We start from the raw sequence: 19,401 nt of genomic DNA, 5'->3' as shown, positions 1-19,401 counted from the left end.
CATGCCCGAAGACCCACTCATCCTGGCGGTTGACGACACACTCAACAACCTCAAGGTGATCTCAGGCCTGCTTAAGCAGAGCTATCGCATCCAGGTCGCAACCAGCGGCGAAGAGGCCCTGCAACTCGTCGCCGATCGGCCGCACCCGGACCTCATCCTGCTGGATATCATGATGCCTGGGATGGACGGCTACGCGGTCTGCAAGCGTCTCAAGGACGATCCGGCGACCCGCGATATCCCCGTCATCTTCCTCAGCGCCAAGACCCAGTCCGAGGACGAGGTGAAAGGCTTCGCGGTCGGCGCGGCCGACTATGTCCCCAAGCCCATCAACCCGCCCGTGCTCAAGGCGCGCGTCGCGGCCCAACTGGCGCTCGCCGCCCAGCTGCGCGAGCGGCATCAGATGCTCCACCAGCGTATCGCCGAGGTGTCCGAGGAGCGCGATCGAACCGAGATCGAGCGTCAGCGTATCCATGACCGCCAACAGGCGCTGCTGGCGATCACGCGGGCGGCATTGCGCGACCTGACGCCGCAACACTTTCTGGTCGAGACCCTCGACCTGCTGAACGCCATCGACTGGCTCGATATCGAACCGCGCGGACTGCTCTTTCTCTTCAATCGGCACGACGAGCTGGTGTTGGTCGCCGAGCACGGCATGAGCATCAACCAAGGCATGATCTGCACCAAGGCGCGCCAGGGATCCTGTCTCTGCGGCCAGGCGCTGCTCAAACGGCAAACGCTGTTCCTGGCGGAAGTCTCCGAAAGCACGCAACACTGCATCATGGGGCCGCTCAAGGTCGGCGGTTATTCGCTCCCCCTGACGGAAGGCGAGCGGATCTACGGCGCGCTCTGCATCATCATGCCGCAGGGCCACACCCCACAGCCGGGCGAGCAGGATTTCATGAACGAGCTCGCCGACGCCTTCAGCGGACTGATCCGCCGCCGGATGATCGAGGAGAAACTGAGGATCAATCAGATCGAGATCCAAATGGTCCGCAACGAGGTCATCCGACGACTCGGCGTCGCCGCCGAATTCCGCGACACCGAGACCGGGCTGCACGTGACCCGCATGAGTCAGTACGCCCGCGCCATCGCACGCACCCTGCACTGCGACGAGACGCTCTGCGAACTCATCGAACTGGCTGCGCCGATGCACGACGTCGGCAAGATCGGCATCGACGACAGCATTCTGCGCAAGCCGGGCAAGCTGACCGCCGAGGAATTCGCCACCATGAAGCGGCACACCCTGATCGGCGCCCGCATCTTGGAGGGCAACGATCCTTTGATCGAGCTGGCCCGTGAGATCGCCCTCACCCACCACGAGAAATGGGACGGTAGCGGCTATCCCCATGGACTGTCCAGGGAGGCGATTCCACTCTCCGGACGTATCTGCGCGGTCGCCGACGTTTTCGACGCGCTCACCATGGAGCGACCCTATAAAGAGGCCTGGCCGGTCGAGCGCGCCGTCGCCACCATCGAGTCATTGAGCGAATCCTCGTTCGATCCTCGCGTGGTTCGCGCCTTTTCCGAGACGCTCCCGGAGCTGCTGACGATCAAAGCCCGCTATCAGGACGACGCCATCGATCCGCGCGAACTGCTGCCTGCGGTGAATCTGGAGCCGGGCCGGCAGGAGTGGATCGTCTGGAGCGAACGTTTTTCGGTCGGCATCGACATCATCGACGAACACCACCGCTATCTCATCTATTGGGCCAATCGCGTCCATAGCGCCATCAAACAGCAAGCCGCGACACCCGAGGTTGCCAAGGCGCTATTTGCCCTGGAGCAGTACACCCGCATCCATTTTCGCGCCGAGGAACGGTTGATCTCGGCCTTGGGGCGTTCGCCGATCGAGCTTGAGTCCCACCAGCTGAGGCACCGCGAGTTCGAGGAAAAGCTCCACGAACTACGCCTGGAAATCGCGCATAACCCCTTCATCGCCGGGGTGGAGATGCTCGAATATCTGCGCAGCTGGCTGATCGATCACATCCTCAAGTCCGACCGCAAGATCCTGAAGCCGGTGGCGAAAGGCGCCTGATCGACGAACCGCGCCCGACCGAAGCTCCAACGCCGAGATCGACGCGTCCAGAGACGATCGCAATGGGCTCCAAGGCCAATTCCAAGACCACTTTGCTTGGTCATTTCCCCGACAACCGATGCCTGGGCTGCTTGTCGCAAACCCCTCAAAGCAGGCCAGCAAGCGAGGTTAAGTGGCTGTAAAAACAGCCGCCAATAACTGGCATAACCGTTGCTTCAGTAAGCTGCATAGGCATTCTGGAGCCAACCCATGTCCATCGACTCGACCAAGGTAACCATCAACGACACCACCCTGCGCGATGGAGAACAGTCTGCAGGCGTGGCCTTTTCACTGGACGAGAAGCTCGCGATCGCCCGCAGTCTGGACGCACTCGGCGTCCCCGAACTGGAGGTCGGCATCCCGGCGATGGGGGACGAGGAACGCGACTCGATCCGCGCCGTCGCTGCCTTGGGTCTGTCGGCCCGACTCATGGTCTGGACCCGCATGCTGCCGAACGACATCGCCCAGTGCCGCGATCTCGGGGTACAGATGATCGACCTATCCATCCCCATGTCCGATCAGCAGATCGCGCGCAAGCTCGGCCGCGACCGCGACTGGGTGCTGAGCCAGATCGAGCGCCATGTGCGCGCGGCCCAGGACCTCGGCATGGAGGTCTGCGTCGGTGGCGAGGACGCCTCGCGCGCCGATCCCGAATTCCTCTGGCGCGCCGCCGAAACCGCTCAGGAGGCCGGCGCGCGCCGCTTCCGCTTCGCCGACACCGTGGGCCTCATGGACCCCTTCGGTCTGTACGAGCGCATCCGCGATCTGCGCGCCATCGTCGACATGGAGATCGAGATGCACGCCCACGACGACCTGGGCCTGGCCACCGCCAACAGCCTGGCCGCCGTGCGCGGCGGCGCGACCCATGTCAACACCACCGTCCACGGACTCGGCGAGCGCGCAGGCAATGCCGCCCTGGAAGAGGTCATCATCGGCCTCAAGCACGTCCACCACATTGATTGCGGTATCGACCTGACCCATTTCGAGGAACTGTCGCAGCTGGTCGCCACGGCCTCCGGCAAGCCGGTCGCCTGGCACAAGAGCCTGGTGGGCGCGGGCGCCTTCACCCATGAGGCCGGCATCCATGTCGACGGTCTGCTCAAGGATCCGCTGAACTATCAGGGCATCGATCCTGCCGAGGTCGGACGCATGCACCGCATGGTCCTGGGCAAGCACTCAGGAAAGCACGCGGTGCGTCAGGTCTACTCAGAGCTGCTGCACTTCGACCTGAATATGGACGAGGCCGAGCGTGTCCTGCCTCTGGTGCGCCGCTTCGTCACCGAGACCAAGCGTTCGCCCGAGACGGGCGACCTGTGCCGCTTCCTGTCCGAGATCGGTCATCACCAGGCCATCTCGCTCCAGTAACAGCCAACATCGGAGAGCCGAGAGATGAACGAAGCCGTGCTCGCGCCACTTGCCAAGCCCGGAGCCTGGGCCAGCATCGCCGAGGATGTCGACTGCATCTTCGAACGCGATCCAGCGGCGCGCACCCGTTTCGAGGTCTACACCACCTACCCCGGCGTGCACGCGGTGATTCTCTATCGGCTCGCCCACCCGCTCTGGCTCCGAGGCTGGCGCTGGCTGCCGCGCTTCATCTCCTATCTGGCCCGGATCTGGACCAGCATCGACATCCATCCGGGCGCCGATATCGGACGCCGCTTCTTCATCGACCATGGGGCTGGAGTCGTGATCGGCGAGACGGCCGAGGTCGGCGACGACGTCACCCTCTACCATGGGGTCACGCTGGGCGGCACCTCCTGGCGCAAGGGCAAACGTCACCCAACGCTCGGCGATGGCTGCGTGGTCGGGGCCGGAGCCAAGATACTGGGACCGGTGATCCTGGGCGATCACGTCAAGGTCGGCGCCAACTCGGTCGTCATCGGCGACGTCCCGGCATCGAGCACCGTGGTGGGGATCCCGGCCAAGATCGTCCGCTCGCGACGCTCGGCCAGCCCCAATCCGCATGGCATCGATCTGGACCACCATCTGATCCCCGATCCGGTCGCAGGCGCCATCAACTGTCTGCTGGAGCGCATCCGCCTGCTCGAAAAGGCTGCGGGCGTTCACGGCTGCATCCCCGGCGGTACCCAGCCCGAACACGAATGCGGCAGCTGCGACGCCGTGCGCATGTGCGAACCACCGCACACCCGCCAACAGGACGAGACCGCCTGAGATCACCATGGACCTATTGGATTTCGCTGGCGAGGACATGTATTTCGACGAGCCGATCAGCTCGGACGTCGAGGGCCTGCTGCTCGATGCCGCCCGCCGCTACGGCGAGGATGCGGCCGAACTCAGCCTGCTCCAGGCCTATTTCCTGGAGCCCGATCACCTGACGGTCCTGGTCGCGCTCTATCGCTATTTCTACTATCGTCACCGCTATCGCGAGGCGCTGATCACCGCCGATCGTGCCATCGCCATCACTGCGAACCGGCTCGATTTGCCCGAGCGCTGGCAGGATCTGTCCGAGCAGGATCTGGGACGCTCGGTTCTGGTCTCCATGACCCTGACGCGCTTCCTGCTACTCGCGCTCAAGGGCTCCGGCTACCTGCTGATGCGTCTGAACGAGGCGCCACAGGCCCTGGAGCGCTTCGAGAAGATCGCCGAGATCGACACCAGCGACCGTCTCGGCATCGCCGATCTGCTGAAGATCGCCCGCTCGGCGGTCACCGAAAGCGAAATCGAGCGCTCGGGAGACAACATCCATTTCCTCAAACGCTGAGGCGAAACCATCGGGTCCGACGCGACCGACCCTATCCAACGATCACAGAGACGCCATCCGGAGGCACACATGACTGACGACGATTTCGACCTCGACATGAGCGAGCTCTCAAGCGCAGAGGACTTCCTCGAGTATTTCGGCATCCAATACGAACAGCGCCTGGTTCAGGTCAATCGGCTGCACATCCTGCAGCGCTTCCACGACTATCTGGCCAAGGTCGATGAGATGCCGACCGAGACCCAAGCCCGCTGGACACTGCACGCCGACCTGCTCAACCAGGCCTATCAGGATTTCGTCGGCTCCGATGCCAAGACCGAGAAGGTCTTCCGCGTTTTCCATATGCACGAGCCGCGCACCGCCTCGGTTCCGCTCAGCGACCTGATGGGACAGGTGAAACATGCGCCCTCAGTATGACTATGGAGACGAGGTCCGCGTCGTGCGCAACGTGCGCAACGACGGGACCTTTCCGGGCGAGTCGACCGGAACCCTGCTGGTGCGGCGTGGCAGCACCGGCTTCGTCAAAGATGTCGGCACCTTTCTCCAGGACCAGATCATCTATTCGGTGCACTTCCTCGACGCCGACCGCATCGTCGGCTGCCGCGAGGAGGAGCTGATTCCGGTCGACGCACCCTGGGTTCCCAGCCGCTTCGAGTTCCGCGACAAGGTCGCCACACGCATCCCGCTCGGCATCCAGGGCCAAGTCCTGGTCGAGGCTGGCGAGATCGGCGAGGTGATCAAGGTCGTGCGCGATCACCCCGACGGCGTGGCCTATCACGTCCATTTCCTGGACCGCAACACACTGCTGGTCCCGGAGACCGCGCTGACCGAGTCCGAACCCGCGATCAACGACACAGACAACAGCAGCGAGCCATGACCGAAACCCGACCCAGCGAATCGAGCCCCGAGTACCGATATCATCTGCTGCGCGCTGCGAGCGAACGTTTCCAAGGCGCACCGAGCACGCTCGCCGCCGATCAGCTGAGCCAGGCCGAACGCCAGGCGCATCAGACCCTGGAGCTGGAGAGTCTGGTGCTCTCATCGCCGGAGGCACGCGACACGCTTCTTCCCGAGACACGCATCGAAGAGGCCGTCGCCGAGCTTCGCGCGCGTTTCGAGGACGAGGACGCCTTCCAGGCGGACCTGGAACGCAACGGACTGAACGAATCCGGATTGCGGGTCGCCCTGCAGCGAGAGCTGCTGTTCGACGCCGTGCTGCAACGCATCGGCGCCCGCGCCGAGGCCGTCACCGAGGCCGACGAGCGTCGCTTCTACGCACAGAACCAGGCGCGCTTCATCGCCCCCGAGCGACGCACCGCGCGCCACATCCTCATCACCATCAACGCCGAGTACGCCGAAAACGAGCGTTCGGCCGCCAGGGCACGGATCGAGCGCATCGCCTCCCAGCTGCAGTCCGATCCGAATCAGTTCGGCCCGCTCGCGCGTGCGCATTCCGAATGCCCGACCTCCATGGAGGAAGGCGCACTCGGCACCTTGCCCCGAGGCAAGCTCTACCCCGAAATCGACGCCGCATTGTTCGCTCTGGACGAGGGCCAGGTGAGCGATGTCGTCGAAAGCGAGATCGGCTTCCATCTGATTCTCTGCGAACGCATCCACGCGACCACCGAGGTTCCATTCGAACGCGCGCGCTCCAAGATCCGCGAGGCGCTGGACGCGCGTCGGAGCCGTGACTGTCAGAAGGCATGGATTGCCGAACTGCGCCAGCAGGCGCCCCCGACCGAGGAGACATCAACAGCATGAACGACACGGTCCACACCTGTTCCTTCTGCGGCGCCTCCCAGGCCCCGGACACACCGCTGATTGCCGGCCTCGATGGCCATATCTGCGAGGCCTGCGTCACCCTGGCGCATCAGGTCGTCAGCAGCTGGGGGCGCGCCCGAGCCTTGAGCGGCCCGCTCAAGTCGCCGCCCAAACCCCTGCAGATCAAGGAACAGCTGGACCGCTACGTCATCGGCCAGGAGGCGGCCAAGGAGTCGCTCGCCGTCGCCGTCTACAACCATTACAAGCGTCTCGCGGCCGAGTCCAAGAATCCGCGCCGCTCGCTCGACGACGATGACCGGGTCGAGATCGACAAGTCGAACATCCTGCTGCTCGGCCCCTCGGGGACGGGGAAAACGCTGCTGGCCAGCACCCTGGCGCGCATCGTCGGAGTGCCCTTCGTCATCGCCGACGCCACCACACTGACCCAAGCGGGCTATGTCGGCGAGGACGTCGAGAGCATTCTCGGCCGATTGCTCGACGCCGCCAACGGCAGCCGCGAGGTCGCCGAATGGGGCATGGTCTACATCGACGAGGTCGACAAACTCGCGCGCCAGGGCGAAACGGCTCACGGCACACGCGATGTCTCGGGCGAGGGCGTGCAGCAGGCACTGCTCAAGCTGGTCGAGGGCACCCAGGTCAAGATCAATCCCAAGGGGCGCAAAGACAGCGGCGATGGCGCCCTGATCGACACCCGCAACATCCTCTTTTTGGTCGGCGGCGCCTTCGCCGGCCTGGAGAAGCTGCTGACGCGACGCCTGCGCCCCGGCCCCTCGGGCATCGGGTTTCAGGCGGACGTCGGCGCGCGCAATGAGGACGATAAGAGGCGCGACCCCGAACTCTATCGCGAGACCCATCCGGACGATCTGCGTCAGTTCGGTCTCATTCCCGAATTCATCGGACGCTTCCCGGTACTGGTCGGGCTGCACGACCTGGACGAGGCCGCGCTGGTGCGCATCCTCACCGAGCCGAAGAACGCCCTGATCCGTCAGTATCAGCAACTGTTCGCCTTCGAGGGCGTCCAGCTCGAATTCACGCCCGAGGCCATGACCGCCATCGCCCGCAAGGCCATCGATCGAGGTACCGGGGCGCGCGGTCTACGCAGCGTGCTAGAGGGGCTGTTGCAGCGCCCCATGTTCGAGCTGCCCTCCATGACCGATGTCGTCGGCTGCCAGGTCGACGTCGAGACGGTCGAGGGCACCGGCCCCGTCCACTGGATCCATGGATCAGAGGACGAAGCCGAGCGGGCATCGGCGGGAGGCTGAATCGGGAGGCGGGAGGGATGCGATTGGACGCGCCGATCGCGTCCCGGAACGCACGAGGTCAGGCGACCTGTTGTTTGTCCGAATCCTCGAGTTTGCGGATCAGCGGATAGAGATGCTCGGTCTCGCGCTGAAGCCGATCCATCACCAGGGCGAACATCTGCTCGGTGTCCTGCATGAAGGAGGCATGGTCGCTGATGGTCAGCGCATGACGCTTGTGCGAACACCATTCCTTGACGTAGGACGAGAAGATCCGCTTGATCTCGGTCGAGCCGGACAGGAAGCGGTTGGCTGTATTCTTGACCGACTGATCCGGGTGCGAGATCAGCTTGCCGCACAGCTCGCGATCGACGAGTTCCATGTGTTCCTTGACCCGGTTGGTCAGATCGAAGAAGACATCGCAGGCGACGTCGGTATCGCACATCGAGCGCTCGCGAACCAGGTACATGAAGACGTTCGACAGTTCCGTGATCTTATGATTTTGGGCATGCAGTTGGGCGAAGACGACCATTTCGAAACACTCCTCCGGTCGGTGGCTGGCAAGTCAGGTGTGGTACTTCGGTATCAATTGGGATACGAAAATGCTACGTGGTGGCACCGAGGCACAGGCCGTGATTCACGTCACGGCTCAAGTAAACCATAGTGGTTCCCGCAGTTTACGCGAAAGCGTCCGTTGAATGTAGCTTGCTCGCGGTCAATGAATCGGCATCAGGCCCCGACCAAGGGAAAGGTCACGGCCGTCGCCGAGGCGAAGGCGACCGCGTTGGCGACGGCGCCGACCATGGGATGCCCGGTGCGCGCGTAGATCCAGCGGCTCAGGAGACCGTAAACCAGGAAGAAGACCAGGATCGCCGGCACGATGATGATGAGGAAGAACAGCTCGGAGAGATTGAGCGCCACCGCCAACACCAGCGACAGCAGGAAGAGCGCCTTGGTCGCCGCGTAAGCGCCGGAGGCGCTCCCGACACCGCGCGTCACCCACTCGTCGGCGGTAAAATAGAGCAACGTCCCGCCCAGCATGGCGAACACTAAAGGAAGACGCTCGCTACCCGGAAGCAGTGTCGTGACGAAGCGGTCGACAGGAATGGCGAAGGCGAACAGGGCATAGCCGGTTGCGGCGAGGATGGCGATCGCCAGGCGTCTCCGGTCGATTCGCATCGGCTCGGCGGCGGATGCGCCACGACGGCGCCGGATGAGCCAAAGCCCGAGCCAGGTGAGCACCCCATAGACCGCGAAGTGCAAGACCAGATAGTCGCCGATCAGGATCGGCAGAACATGCTTGGGCAGACGCCAGAGGATGAGCGGGGTCAAGATGGCCGGCGCGACCGCCACCGCAAGCAGATCGCGCCAGGCGAGCCCCGCCCCCAGCGGCCGAGAGGCGACCCGAGGCAGCAACCGCGCCAGCGGCCAGGCCAGGACGAGAATCCCGAGGAACAGCAGACCGATCCAGGGGCCAGGCTCCGCCACGAATCCATCGCCGCGCCAATCGAAGGACCGGTTTAGCCAATCCAGCGCGGCCCGCTCGGCATCCCGACTGTAGAGGATACCGATGTGTTCGACGCGCTCGGCGATCAGCATCCGTCTGGCATCGCCCAGCGCCGGATCGCCATAGGTCGCGTCAGGCTCGATCTCGTGCCCCACCGACGCCGCGAGGATCTTGCGCCCCTGCTCGTGCAGCATCTCAGGCTCGAACTCGCCATAGGCCAAGAGCAGATCGGGCAGTGCCTCCGTCGGCGTCTCGTCGGAGATATAGGGCGACAGCAGCACCAGCGCCCCGACCTTGCCGCGATGTCTCTCGGTGTAGTCGACCAGCGGGTCCCCGGCCATGGAATGCCCCAGCAGCGCGAGGCGTCCATCCGCTCCGGGTTGTCGCAGCGCGACATCGATCGCCGATTCCAGTGCTCCGCCCAAAATACTCAGCCGTTTCTCGCGATCCATGAGACCGGACACGAACGGCTGCGCATTACGTCCATGACCGGGGAAATCGAAGGTGACCGCGAGATAGCCGTTACGTGCCAGAGTCAGCGCGTAACTCCGCATCAGGGTCTGTGAACCGGCGAAGCCATGGGCGATCACCACGGCCGGAGCCGGCCCCCGAGAGACCGGACGATAGAGGGTCAATGGAACCGAGCCGGCCCAGGTCCGCTCCACCGACACGGTGTCCGCTTCTCCGAGCAGATGCCAGAGCGCGACCCCGATGGCCAGCAGGGCGGCGAGCGCAACGGCGACCGCCAGCCAACAGCGTCCGCGACAAACAGCGATAATGCCCACAATCGACCGACTCATGACCACACGCACTCTCCTCAATAAGCCTCTGCATTTGACGAACGTTCGCCCTGCTCGCCACCAAGCGGCGCGGGCGGTTAAACTGCGGAGCTAAAACCCGCGAGGCGCCGACGCTTGCCTCGACCATGCCACGCGCCCCCATTGACCGACTCACACCGGAGCACGCAATCCATGTTGGACAAGAAACTCCTCGACATCCTGGTCTGTCCCGTCACCAAGGGACCGCTCATCCTCGACAAGAACCGTGGCGAACTCATCTCGCTCTCGGCGCAACTCGCCTACCCGATCCGCGACGATATCCCGGTCATGCTCGAGGACGAGGCCCGGCATCTCTCCCTGGAGGAGATGGACGCCTACCGCAACGCCCACTGAACCCGCGATCACCGACGCTTCCCGTCACACCGCACCACGCAGAGGACGGGAATGCGCAGCCAACTCGACAGGCGTCGCCAAGACCGAGCAGAGCGCTCTAGAATAGGAGACATGCTCGGCGATGGCTCAATAGGCATGGACCGCTGCCGATACAGCCATATCCAGGGATAGCGTCCTCGTTCCACCGAACGATCGACGACAGGGCCGAGACAGTCCCCGCACGGATGCCTCATGGTAGGCGACGCCCAATGGACATCACGTCATCAGCCGAATCTCAGCGTCATGACGAGCAGGTCGCCGCCCTGCAGATCGCACAATCCTACCGCCAACTGCCGATCGGCCTTCTTGTTACAATTCTCAACGGATTCATCCTGGCCGCAGTGCTCTGGAACGCCATCGACGGCATGCGCCTGGCGATCTGGCTGACGGCACTTCTCGCCGTCACCCTCGGTCGTTTCGCCCTAGTCCGGGCCTACCACAACCGGCGACAACGACAGACGCATGACACCCAAAGCTGGGGACGCTATTTCATACTCGGCTCACTGGCCTCGGGACTGACGTGGGGCTCGGCGGGCATCATCCTATTCCACCCGGACTCCTTCCCACACCAGATCTTTCTTACCTTCACGCTCGGCGGCATGGTTGCTGGAGCCGTGCCCGTTCTATCCTCGCTGCCCCCAAGCTTTCATAGCTTCCTCATTCCGACCCTCTCGCCGATCACGCTGCAGATGCTGATACAGGACGACCGCATCCACACGACCATGGGTGTGATGCTCATTATCTTCGCGCTCGCCATGACCGCATCGTCCGCACGCGTCCATCGACTCGCTCGTGAAACGGCCGAGCTGCGTCTCAAGCTCTCGCAAGCGATCGAAGAGCAGCTCACGCTCAATAGCATGGCCCACCTCGATCCGCTGACCGGACTCGGAAACCGTCGGCTCTTCGACGAAAGCCTAAATGACGAGTGGAAACGCGCCCTGCGCACCGGAAACCGGTTTTCGCTGATCATGGCCGACATCGACTACTTCAAACGCTACAACGACCGACTAGGGCATCTGGCGGGGGACGCCTGTCTGACCAGTGTCGCAGAGGCCATGGCCAGTGTCGCGAAACGTCCCGGAGACCGAGTCGCCCGCATCGGCGGCGAGGAATTCGCCTTCCTACTGCCGAATACCCCCTCAGAGGACGCCCTGGGAATCGCCGAGCAGGTACGCCATAGGATCGAGGCGTTGCGGATCAAGCATCCGAACTCGCCCATCGCAAATCACGTGACCATCAGCCTCGGCGTGGCCGAACTGATCCCGAATCCAGGACGCGTCCCATCCGACCTGATCGAAGCTGCCGACACGGCCCTCTATGCGGCGAAGCGCCAGGGACGCAACTGTGTAGTCCGGGCGCTCTGAGCCAGACGGAAAACGCAACGAATCCACCGTTCCCCAATTCCCACGAAGGTCATTCCAAGCCAAACCGCCCGAAGGAAGAAGCCCCGACTCAGGTAGGGCGTAATAGGCCGCCTTCAACGAGTGGCTGCTCCCCATGTCGCTGGAGATACAGTCCATGAACCGCCAGCGTTCGACCTTGGAGCGGCCGTATTGCGCCGTATGCGAGCACCGGGGTGCGACCGAAGCCTTGTCGTTGCATGCCATGCGGCGCAATACGCGTTCGCTATTGCGCCCTACGCGGGATCACAACCAGTCCACGACCGCGTTCGTGGACCACTTCTAAGGTCCCTCGGACCGCCGCGCCTTCACCTCGATCTCGATCTCCGCGCTGGCGGTGGCGCACCCGCTCGCGGAATCGTCCTCCACCTGAACCATGACCCGATAGAGTCCCGGCGCGGCGAAGGCATGCCGAACCTTGCTTCCGCGCCCTTGGTGGCCGTCGCCGAAGTCCCAGCGGAAACGAAGCGGATCGCCATCGGCATCGCTGGACCCGGAGGCATCGAACAGCACGCCATCGTGTGCACCGCCCAGATAGGCGACCCTGGAGTCGGCACCTATGTCGGCCTGGGGCGCGGCATTCACCCGCACTTCGGCCCGCTGCTCGGCACCGGCGCAAGCGCTGCCCGAATCGTCCTCGACACGCAGCACCAGGGCATAGCGGCCAGGGGTCGAGTAGGCGTGCTCGACCTCGGCGCCCTCGGCCTCGACACCATCGCCGAACGACCAGCGATAGGCGGCAATCCGACCGTCCGCATCGGATGAACCCAAACCGGAAAAGCGGATCGGCTCGCCGGGACACCCCCTGAGCAGCCGATCCAGACGCGCGACGGGAGCCTGATTCACCCGCACCTCACGACCGAGCGTCGCGAGCGCATTCCCCGCCCCGGAATCGTCGGCCACCTGCAAGACGACCCAATAACGCCCTGGCTCGGCATAGGCGTGACGTATCTCGGCACCCTCGGCGCCCGCCCCGTCGCCCAGATCCCAACGCCAGGCGGTCAGCGCACCATCCGGATCGCTCGACCCGCCGGCATCCAGCACCAGTTCGCGGGCCGGACAGGCGACCTCAGGGCGGACCTCGAATGCCGGCAACGGCGCCGCGTTGCAGCGCACGACAAGGGTATCGCTGCGACTCGCGTTCGGCAGATCCGTATCGTCGGTGACGGTCAGCTTGACCGCATAGTCGCCCGGCTGGCGATAGACATGCGTCGCCTGGATGCCCTCGGCGCCCGCACCGTCGCCGAAATCCCACACATAGCGACGGATGGCACCATCCGGATCGCGGCTCGCCGAGGCGTCGAAGAGCAGAATCTCACCCGGGGCGGCCACACGGTCGTCGCCGGCCTCCGCAACGGGCGGTGCATTGACCTGGAGCGCATGTTTGAGCGTCAGGCGGCTACAGTCGCCGCCGCGTCCGTCGTCGGCCGTCATGCTCAACAGGTAGCGTCCCGGCTCGCGATACTCATGCTCGACTCTCGCCCCCTCGGCCTGGGTGCCGTCGCCCAGATCCCAGCTGTAGACCAGATCCGAACGCACCGCATCGGCGGTATCGCCGAGCGGATGCGCACTCAAGACCACCGACTCACCGAGCGCGACCTGGGCGGGGGCGGTCAATTCAACCTCGGGGGTGTCGAGGACGGTGACGCTCAGCCGGTCGCTGTTGCTGTTGTCGCAGCTGCCGACCTGGTCGCCGGTGATGGTCAGGGTCACCGCATAATCGCCGGCCTGACCGAAGAGATGGGTCGGATTCGGTCCCCCACCCTGCGTGCCGTCGCCGAAGTCCCAGCGATAGCTGTTGACGACCCCATCGAAATCGCGCGATGCCGTCCCATCGAAGGTCACGGGCGTATTGGCGCAGACTTCGAGATCCTTACCGGCCTCGGCCACCGGCGCATCGACGACACGCACCATGCGCCGGTCGCTGGAGGAATCGCACTCAAGCCCCGAATCGTCCTCGACCCGCAAGGTGACCGGATAGAGTCCGCCACGCGCGAACGACTTGGCCGGGGTCGCCGAATGCGAGTCGCTACCGTCGCCGAAGTCCCACGCATAGAGCAGGCGCCCCTCGTCCGGGTCCCTGGATTGCAGCCCGTTGAACAGGACCAGATCGCCCGCGCAGACCACCTCGGGCGCATCGACGACGGCCTGCGGACGACGATGGATCCAGACCTGGGTGGATGCGGCATGGCTCGCGTTGTCGAGCCCGGTGCCGTCGTCCACCGTCAGAACGACTGGATAGCGCCCACCCTCGGCGAACCGATGCGCGACCCGTGGCCCCTGCGCATCCTCCCCGTCATCGCCGAAGGACCAGCGATAGCTCAGTGCATCGCCATCGGCATCGCTGGAACCGCTGCCGTCGAAGGCGACCAGGGTCTCGCAGGTCTGGACCGGCTCGCCTGCAGAGGCGATCGGGCGATGGTTGACCCGAATGTAGAGCCGATCCTCGGCATGTCCGTTGGACGCACCGCTGTCGTCCGTGACCGCGAGCCTCGCTGAGTAGCTTCCAGACTCGGCGAAGCTCAGCGCGATCCTGTCCGTCTCGACCGCCGACCGGCCATCGTCAAAGGTCCAGCGATAGGAGGCGATGCGTCCGTCCGGATCATAGGAGTCCGAGCCATCCAAGAGGATCTCCTGGCCGGGCGCCACCAGCAGATCCGGGCCAGCCAGGGCCACCGGAGCGGCATTCACCCGAACCGACGCCTCGGCGAAGGCGATCGCCTCCGCATGTCCCGAATCGTCCGCGACCCGCAACCGCACCTGGTAGAGACCCGGCTCGGCATAGGCGTGACTGGGGGCGACACCGGTCGCCGAGGTCCCATCGCCGAAATCCCAGGCATAGTCTTGGATGCGCCCGTCCGGATCGAACGACCCAGCCCCATCGAAATCCAGGGTCTCGCCCGGAGCTACCAGGCGGTCCGGACCGGCATCCGCAACCGGAGCGGCGTTGATCCGCACCTGCATGCCGTCCTGGCTGCTCGCCGAGGGCGTTCCCGAATCATCGGTCACGGTCAGCCGCACCGCGTAGGTCCCCGCAACCGCATAGACATGGGCCGGGGTCGGTCCGACGCCCTGGGTGCCATCGCCGAAGTCCCACTCATACGCGACGATATGGCCGTCAGAATCGCTGGATCCGCTCGCATCGAAGCGGACCTCGCAGGCCGTCACCCAGACATCCTCGCCGGCATCCGCGACCGGCGGGGCATTGACGACGACCTCGAAAGCCGTGCTGGCCGTCGCCGAGCCGGTGCCCGAATCGTCGCGGATATCGAGCCTCACCGAATAGCGGCCCGGCGCACCATAGGCGTGCTCGACGTTCACACCGCTCGCCGCCCCGCCATCGCCAAAATCCCAGCGATACTCGACCAGCGCACCGTCCGGATCGCTGGACGCAGAGGCGTCGAAGACCAGGGTCTGGCCCACCGCACCGCGATCCGGACCCGATGCGGCGGCAAGCGGCGGATCGTTGATCCAGACCAGCAGTGCGTCTTCCGCCCGGCTGTTGCCGACCCCGGCATCGTCCTCGACCGAAAGCAGGACCCGATAGCGTCCGGGCGCGGCATAGGCATGCTCGACCCGCGCGCCGTCCGCTGTCTGGCCGTCACCCAGGTCCCAATGGAAACCCCTCAGCTCACCGTCTGGATCCCCGCTGGCGCCGGCATCCAGGACCAGGACCTCGCCGGCCGTGGCGCGACGATCGTCACCCGCGCACGCAACGGGTTGGGCGTTGACCCAGACCAGGGTCTCGGCACGGGTGTCGGTGCAGGGCCCCGGACCATCGTCCTGGACGAGGAGCCGCACCGGATAGCGTCCGGGCTGCTCATAGGCGTGCGAGACGCGAACGCCGCTGCCCTGAGCGCCATCACCGAAATCCCAGCGATAGTCGGTGATACGCCCGTCGGTATCGACGGATGCGGCGGCATCGAAAGACACGGCATCGCCCGGCGCCACGGTCCGCTCGGGACCGGGCACCGCGAGCGGCGGCCGATTCACCTTCAGCGGCATGGTGAGACGTGCCCGGTCCATGACCCGGCCCGAATCGTCGATGACGGTGAGGGTCACCGGATAGAGACCGGGCTCGGCATATCGGTGCTCCAGACGCTCGCCCCGACCCTGCCGACCATCACCGAAATCCCAGATGAAACCAATCAGGGCGTCGTCACGGCCATCCGAACGTCCGGCATCGAAGGAGACGCCCAGACAGTCGTCCAGAATGGCGATGTCCGCCTGCGGCTCGGGTGGAATGCTCGGCGGACGCAGACGAATCGGCAGCTCGAACGCAAGCGGGGCAGCAGACTGATCGGCCGCTTCGAGCACCAAATCGTTCAGCAGCGTGCGTCCGCCGCGCACCTGGATGGCAGCGCGCTCGGCACCCAGGCCGGGATCGAGCGCGATCCGCGCCTCTTCCCATCGGGCCTCGCCCGAGGCCCGTAGCGGGACGGGCGCCATGAAGGGCAGTTCCAGCTGGATCCGGGCGCGATCCAGATCGAACTGACGGATCCGTAGCGCGCTGGCATCGGGAGGAACCGCGAAGACGGCCTCGGCCAATCGATCGGGGCCGGGCGGAACCGAAAAGGTCGGACGATAATCGATCAGCCGCAGCCCCTCGACCGGACGATTGGAGTCGGCATCCGTGCTGACCGCCAGATCGTAGAGATTGCCGTCGTCGCCGGCGACCCCCTCGACCACCAGCCGAAAGACGCGCGCCTCACCGACCCTCTCGCCCTGATCGGGCGAGAACCGGACCAGGGTCTGCCAGCGCCCGTCGATTGACGCATCCTCGCCGAATTCGGCCTTGCCCAAGAGATGACCGGCCGACCGCCAGGCAGCAGGATCGGCCGTGGGTCCGGCCTGACTGGAGGCGCCCTCACCGCCGAACAGGCTGAAGCGGGTACGCCCGTTCCAGAGACCGTTGGGCTCGTCCTCGGCCCCGCCCAGATCCGGGTCCCAGATCCGCAGGAAGAGCGGACTGGGGGCCGAGTCGGGCACCTGGATATAGACGACCTCGGTGAAGTCGTCGTCGCCCTTCCCTGGATGGGCCTCCGGACCGAAGGTGACGAGCCGAACCCGATCCTCCGCCACGGCGACACCGACTCCCAGCAGGACGACACAGAACAGCAATCCACGCAGCAGCGAGTTATTCAATGACCACCTCCCGTCGGTTCCCGAGATAGTCCCGCAACTGGACCGAGCGCAGACGCGGTTTGGCCGTGAGATCGGCCGGGAGCGCCACCCAATCCTCATAGTCATCGCGCTCGGATCCGCGCCGAGCGACCCCCTGGTGCAGGGTCTCTCCAATCTGAAGGCGATAGGGAACGCCGGCGGTCAGACCGCTCGCATCCTCTGCCGCGATCTCGACCCGCAGTCGACGCGGTGGCCCGATCTCCTCGCTCAACCGATACGCGGTCAGCCGAGGCGGTTCGCGGTCGAGCAGGAGGGACCGCTCCAGAGTCGCCCGATTGCCCGCCCGATCGCGCGCGACCAGCCGAATTCGGTTCTCGCCGGATCGAAGCGGGATACCGAACGCGAACGTGCCCTCCTCGGACAGTGCGACCGATTGCCCGTCGAATTCGAGCGATTCGCCGTCCTCGACCCGGCCGCTCAGCGACAGATGCGGATCGGAGGTGCGCCGAGGCACGACCTGGTCGAGCAGGATCCGAGGCGGCGTGCCGTCCAGCACCACCTCCAGATCCGACTCGGCGCGCTCGCCGAGCGGACCGCTCGCGACTGCATGAAAGCGCGTCCCCTCGGTACGAGCCGGCAGGATCAGATCGAAATGCCCATCGGCATCGGCCGGAGCCGTCACCGAAACAGTCGGATCATCCTCTGAATCGATCCGAACGCTGGCGCCGGGGAGCGTCACGCCGGACAGTGCGAACCGCCGGCTCGCCACCAGGAGCCGGTCCCGATCGTCACGCGGCACGCCTTCCGCCATCCGCAGCGGCATCGGCGATCCCGGCGTGCGATAGAGGACTCGTTCGAGGCGACCGAGATTGCCAGCCGCATCCCGCGCCTCGAACACCAGGCGGTTAGGACCTTCGCTCAGCGGACGCTCCAGGCTGAAGCGCCCATCCGCCTCCACCGCGATCGACTCGCCATCGAGCCAAAGACGTGCGTCCGGCTCGGTTCGACCGCGCACCGCGATCGCTGCATCCGCCACCCGCTGAGCGGCGATCGGGGTCTCGACCATCAGAAAAGGCGGCGTACTGTCCGAAGCGATCTGGAAGACCCGCCCCACACTCGCGGGTCCGGGCAGTCCGGAGGAATCGACGGAAGACAGCCGCCAGTAGTAGAGCCCCTCGCCCTCGATCGGAACGCGTCGTTCGGTCCCACGCACATCCGTATCGGTGAAGACCAAACGGCTGAACTGCGGGTCGCGGGCGATCTCGACCCAATAGGTGCGCGCACCCGGCACCGGGCTCCAGACGAGCGCGACGCCCTTGCCATAGCGAACCGCACCCTGCTCGGGCGAGATCGGCCCTGGGGGCGGAAGCAGATCGATCGGCGGCACCGGCGGCCGACCGGCCTCGACCAGCGTGCCCTGATTCTGCCCGACCACCACGCTCCCGCCTCCGGCGGACACCCAGAACTCGCCCGCATAGTTCGCCAGGCGCGTATCGTCAGGACTCTTCCGCAGCCAATAGTGGGTCGAATCCCCGGAGGTCTCGATGCCAGGCAGCTCGACCCGGAGCGTCTGCCGGCCTCCCGGGGCGATGATGGCCCGCAGATCGCCGCCATAGAGCACCACGTCCACGGTCTCGGAGCGGGTGAGCCGGTCGCGGCGCAGACGGCGAATCTCCAGCTGGGCGTGCTCGCTCATGCGCAACGAGCTGGCATCGCGGAAACGCACCAGGGCGAAAGAACGCTCGAGCGTGCGCAGACGCGCGTGCTCGGCCAGGAGCGTGCGGATCGGAATGGGGGTCCAGTCGTACTCGCTCGGCAAACGCCGCTGCACCACACCGCCCGCAGCGTCCAGAACGGCCTCGGCGGCCACGTCGCGCTGGCTCAGACTGCGATCGAGCGCGCGACTGGCCTCGACGATCCCGGAACGCGCCAAGCGGAGCGCCTCGGCCAGGTCGCCCAGACGCTGCGCCTCCATTGCGGAGGCCTGATCCGAAAGGGCGCTGGCGATGGACTGGGTTGCGAACACCTCCGCCCCGGCGGCGGTAGCGCGATAGATGAGTCCCCGCAGATGGATCAGGGCCCGGCCCAGATCGCGCATCGCCCTCACCGGCAGGTTCAGCGACATGCCTGGCTGAACCTGATGGGGCGCGTCGAGCCGATTGGCGCGCAGGATCTCGGGCCAGGCATTCGGATCGCCCAGATAGTCGGCCGCCAGATCGCGCAGCACCTGATCCGGACCCACTGTCACAGAGAGGGTCTCGTCGGCCAGAACGATCGGCCCCCAGAGCGCGCCCAAGAGCAGCATGCAGACACGAAACGAGACGCGAGATGTCATCCTGAATCTCCCCA

The 19,401-nt window shown here is 65.3% G+C and carries 14 protein-coding genes; 10 read left to right on the top strand and 4 right to left on the bottom strand.

Features of this window, described 5'->3' with window-relative positions; genetic code table 11:
* The first annotated feature begins 1 nt into the window (after position 1).
* From ACFSJC_RS07710 to clpX, 8 genes are all read left to right on the top strand, one after another.
* On the top strand, positions 2-2,032 hold the full coding sequence (locus ACFSJC_RS07710; RefSeq protein ID WP_386025398.1) for a bacteriohemerythrin: 2,031 nt from the start codon (positions 2-4) through the stop codon (positions 2,030-2,032).
* A gap of 249 nt (positions 2,033-2,281) precedes the next feature.
* Complete coding sequence (nifV, locus tag ACFSJC_RS07705) at positions 2,282-3,436, top strand: homocitrate synthase (protein ID WP_386025396.1); 1,155 nt, start codon at positions 2,282-2,284, stop codon at positions 3,434-3,436.
* 24 nt (positions 3,437-3,460) lie between these two features.
* Positions 3,461-4,243: a serine O-acetyltransferase gene (gene cysE, locus ACFSJC_RS07700; protein ID WP_386025394.1), complete on the top strand. Its 783-nt coding sequence runs from the start codon at positions 3,461-3,463 to the stop codon at positions 4,241-4,243.
* Positions 4,244-4,250: 7 nt separating this feature from the next.
* Positions 4,251-4,793 (top strand): hypothetical protein, encoded by a 543-nt coding sequence (locus ACFSJC_RS07695; protein WP_386025392.1) that lies wholly within the window; start codon positions 4,251-4,253, stop codon positions 4,791-4,793.
* Positions 4,794-4,862: 69 nt separating this feature from the next.
* Positions 4,863-5,207 carry a nitrogenase-stabilizing/protective protein NifW gene (nifW, locus tag ACFSJC_RS07690; RefSeq protein ID WP_386025390.1) on the top strand — a complete coding sequence of 115 codons (345 nt, stop codon included), beginning with the start codon at positions 4,863-4,865 and terminating at the stop codon, positions 5,205-5,207.
* Positions 5,191-5,667: a nitrogen fixation protein NifZ gene (locus ACFSJC_RS07685; protein ID WP_386025388.1), complete on the top strand. Its 477-nt coding sequence runs from the start codon at positions 5,191-5,193 to the stop codon at positions 5,665-5,667. Before nifW ends, ACFSJC_RS07685 begins: the two co-directional genes overlap by 17 nt.
* A complete protein-coding gene (nifM, locus tag ACFSJC_RS07680) occupies positions 5,664-6,551 on the top strand; it encodes a nitrogen fixation protein NifM (protein ID WP_386025386.1) in 888 nt (295 codons plus the stop codon). Before ACFSJC_RS07685 ends, nifM begins: the two co-directional genes overlap by 4 nt.
* Positions 6,548-7,834 carry an ATP-dependent Clp protease ATP-binding subunit ClpX gene (gene clpX, locus ACFSJC_RS07675; RefSeq protein ID WP_386025384.1) on the top strand — a complete coding sequence of 429 codons (1,287 nt, stop codon included), beginning with the start codon at positions 6,548-6,550 and terminating at the stop codon, positions 7,832-7,834. Before nifM ends, clpX begins: the two co-directional genes overlap by 4 nt.
* A 58-nt stretch (positions 7,835-7,892) precedes the next feature.
* On the opposite strand, the gene ACFSJC_RS07670 is transcribed toward clpX, so the two are convergent.
* Together ACFSJC_RS07670 and ACFSJC_RS07665 are read right to left on the bottom strand one after the other, a co-directional pair.
* On the bottom strand, positions 7,893-8,342 hold the full coding sequence (locus ACFSJC_RS07670; protein ID WP_386025382.1) for a hypothetical protein: 450 nt from the start codon (positions 8,340-8,342) through the stop codon (positions 7,893-7,895).
* A 197-nt stretch (positions 8,343-8,539) separates the two neighbouring features.
* On the bottom strand, positions 8,540-10,117 hold the full coding sequence (locus tag ACFSJC_RS07665) for an alpha/beta hydrolase (RefSeq protein ID WP_386025380.1): 1,578 nt from the start codon (positions 10,115-10,117) through the stop codon (positions 8,540-8,542).
* 174 nt (positions 10,118-10,291) lie between these two features.
* Here ACFSJC_RS07665 and ACFSJC_RS07660 point away from each other — a divergent pair, with 174 nt between their 5' ends.
* On the top strand, positions 10,292-10,489 hold the full coding sequence (locus ACFSJC_RS07660; RefSeq protein ID WP_386025923.1) for a Trm112 family protein: 198 nt from the start codon (positions 10,292-10,294) through the stop codon (positions 10,487-10,489).
* 248 nt (positions 10,490-10,737) lie between these two features.
* On the top strand, positions 10,738-11,892 hold the full coding sequence (locus ACFSJC_RS07655) for a GGDEF domain-containing protein (protein ID WP_386025378.1): 1,155 nt from the start codon (positions 10,738-10,740) through the stop codon (positions 11,890-11,892).
* Positions 11,893-12,210: 318 nt separating this feature from the next.
* On the opposite strand, the gene ACFSJC_RS07650 is transcribed toward ACFSJC_RS07655, so the two are convergent.
* Both ACFSJC_RS07650 and ACFSJC_RS07645 read right to left on the bottom strand, forming a co-directional pair.
* Positions 12,211-17,073: a PKD domain-containing protein gene (locus tag ACFSJC_RS07650; protein ID WP_386025376.1), complete on the bottom strand. Its 4,863-nt coding sequence runs from the start codon at positions 17,071-17,073 to the stop codon at positions 12,211-12,213.
* The gene (locus ACFSJC_RS07645) at positions 17,066-19,387 is read right to left on the bottom strand and encodes a FecR domain-containing protein (RefSeq protein ID WP_386025375.1); all 2,322 of its coding nucleotides are present in this window, start codon (positions 19,385-19,387) and stop codon (positions 17,066-17,068) included. The genes ACFSJC_RS07650 and ACFSJC_RS07645 overlap by 8 nt, the downstream gene beginning before the upstream one ends.
* Positions 19,388-19,401 lie beyond the last annotated feature (14 nt).

The sequence above is a fragment of the Thiorhodococcus fuscus genome (assembly GCF_042682685.1).
GTDB classification, from domain to species: Bacteria; Pseudomonadota; Gammaproteobacteria; order Chromatiales; family Chromatiaceae; genus Imhoffiella; species Imhoffiella fuscus.
The sequence above is the reverse complement of the archived record's forward strand: the minus strand, read 5'-3'. Positions and strand labels throughout refer to the sequence as shown.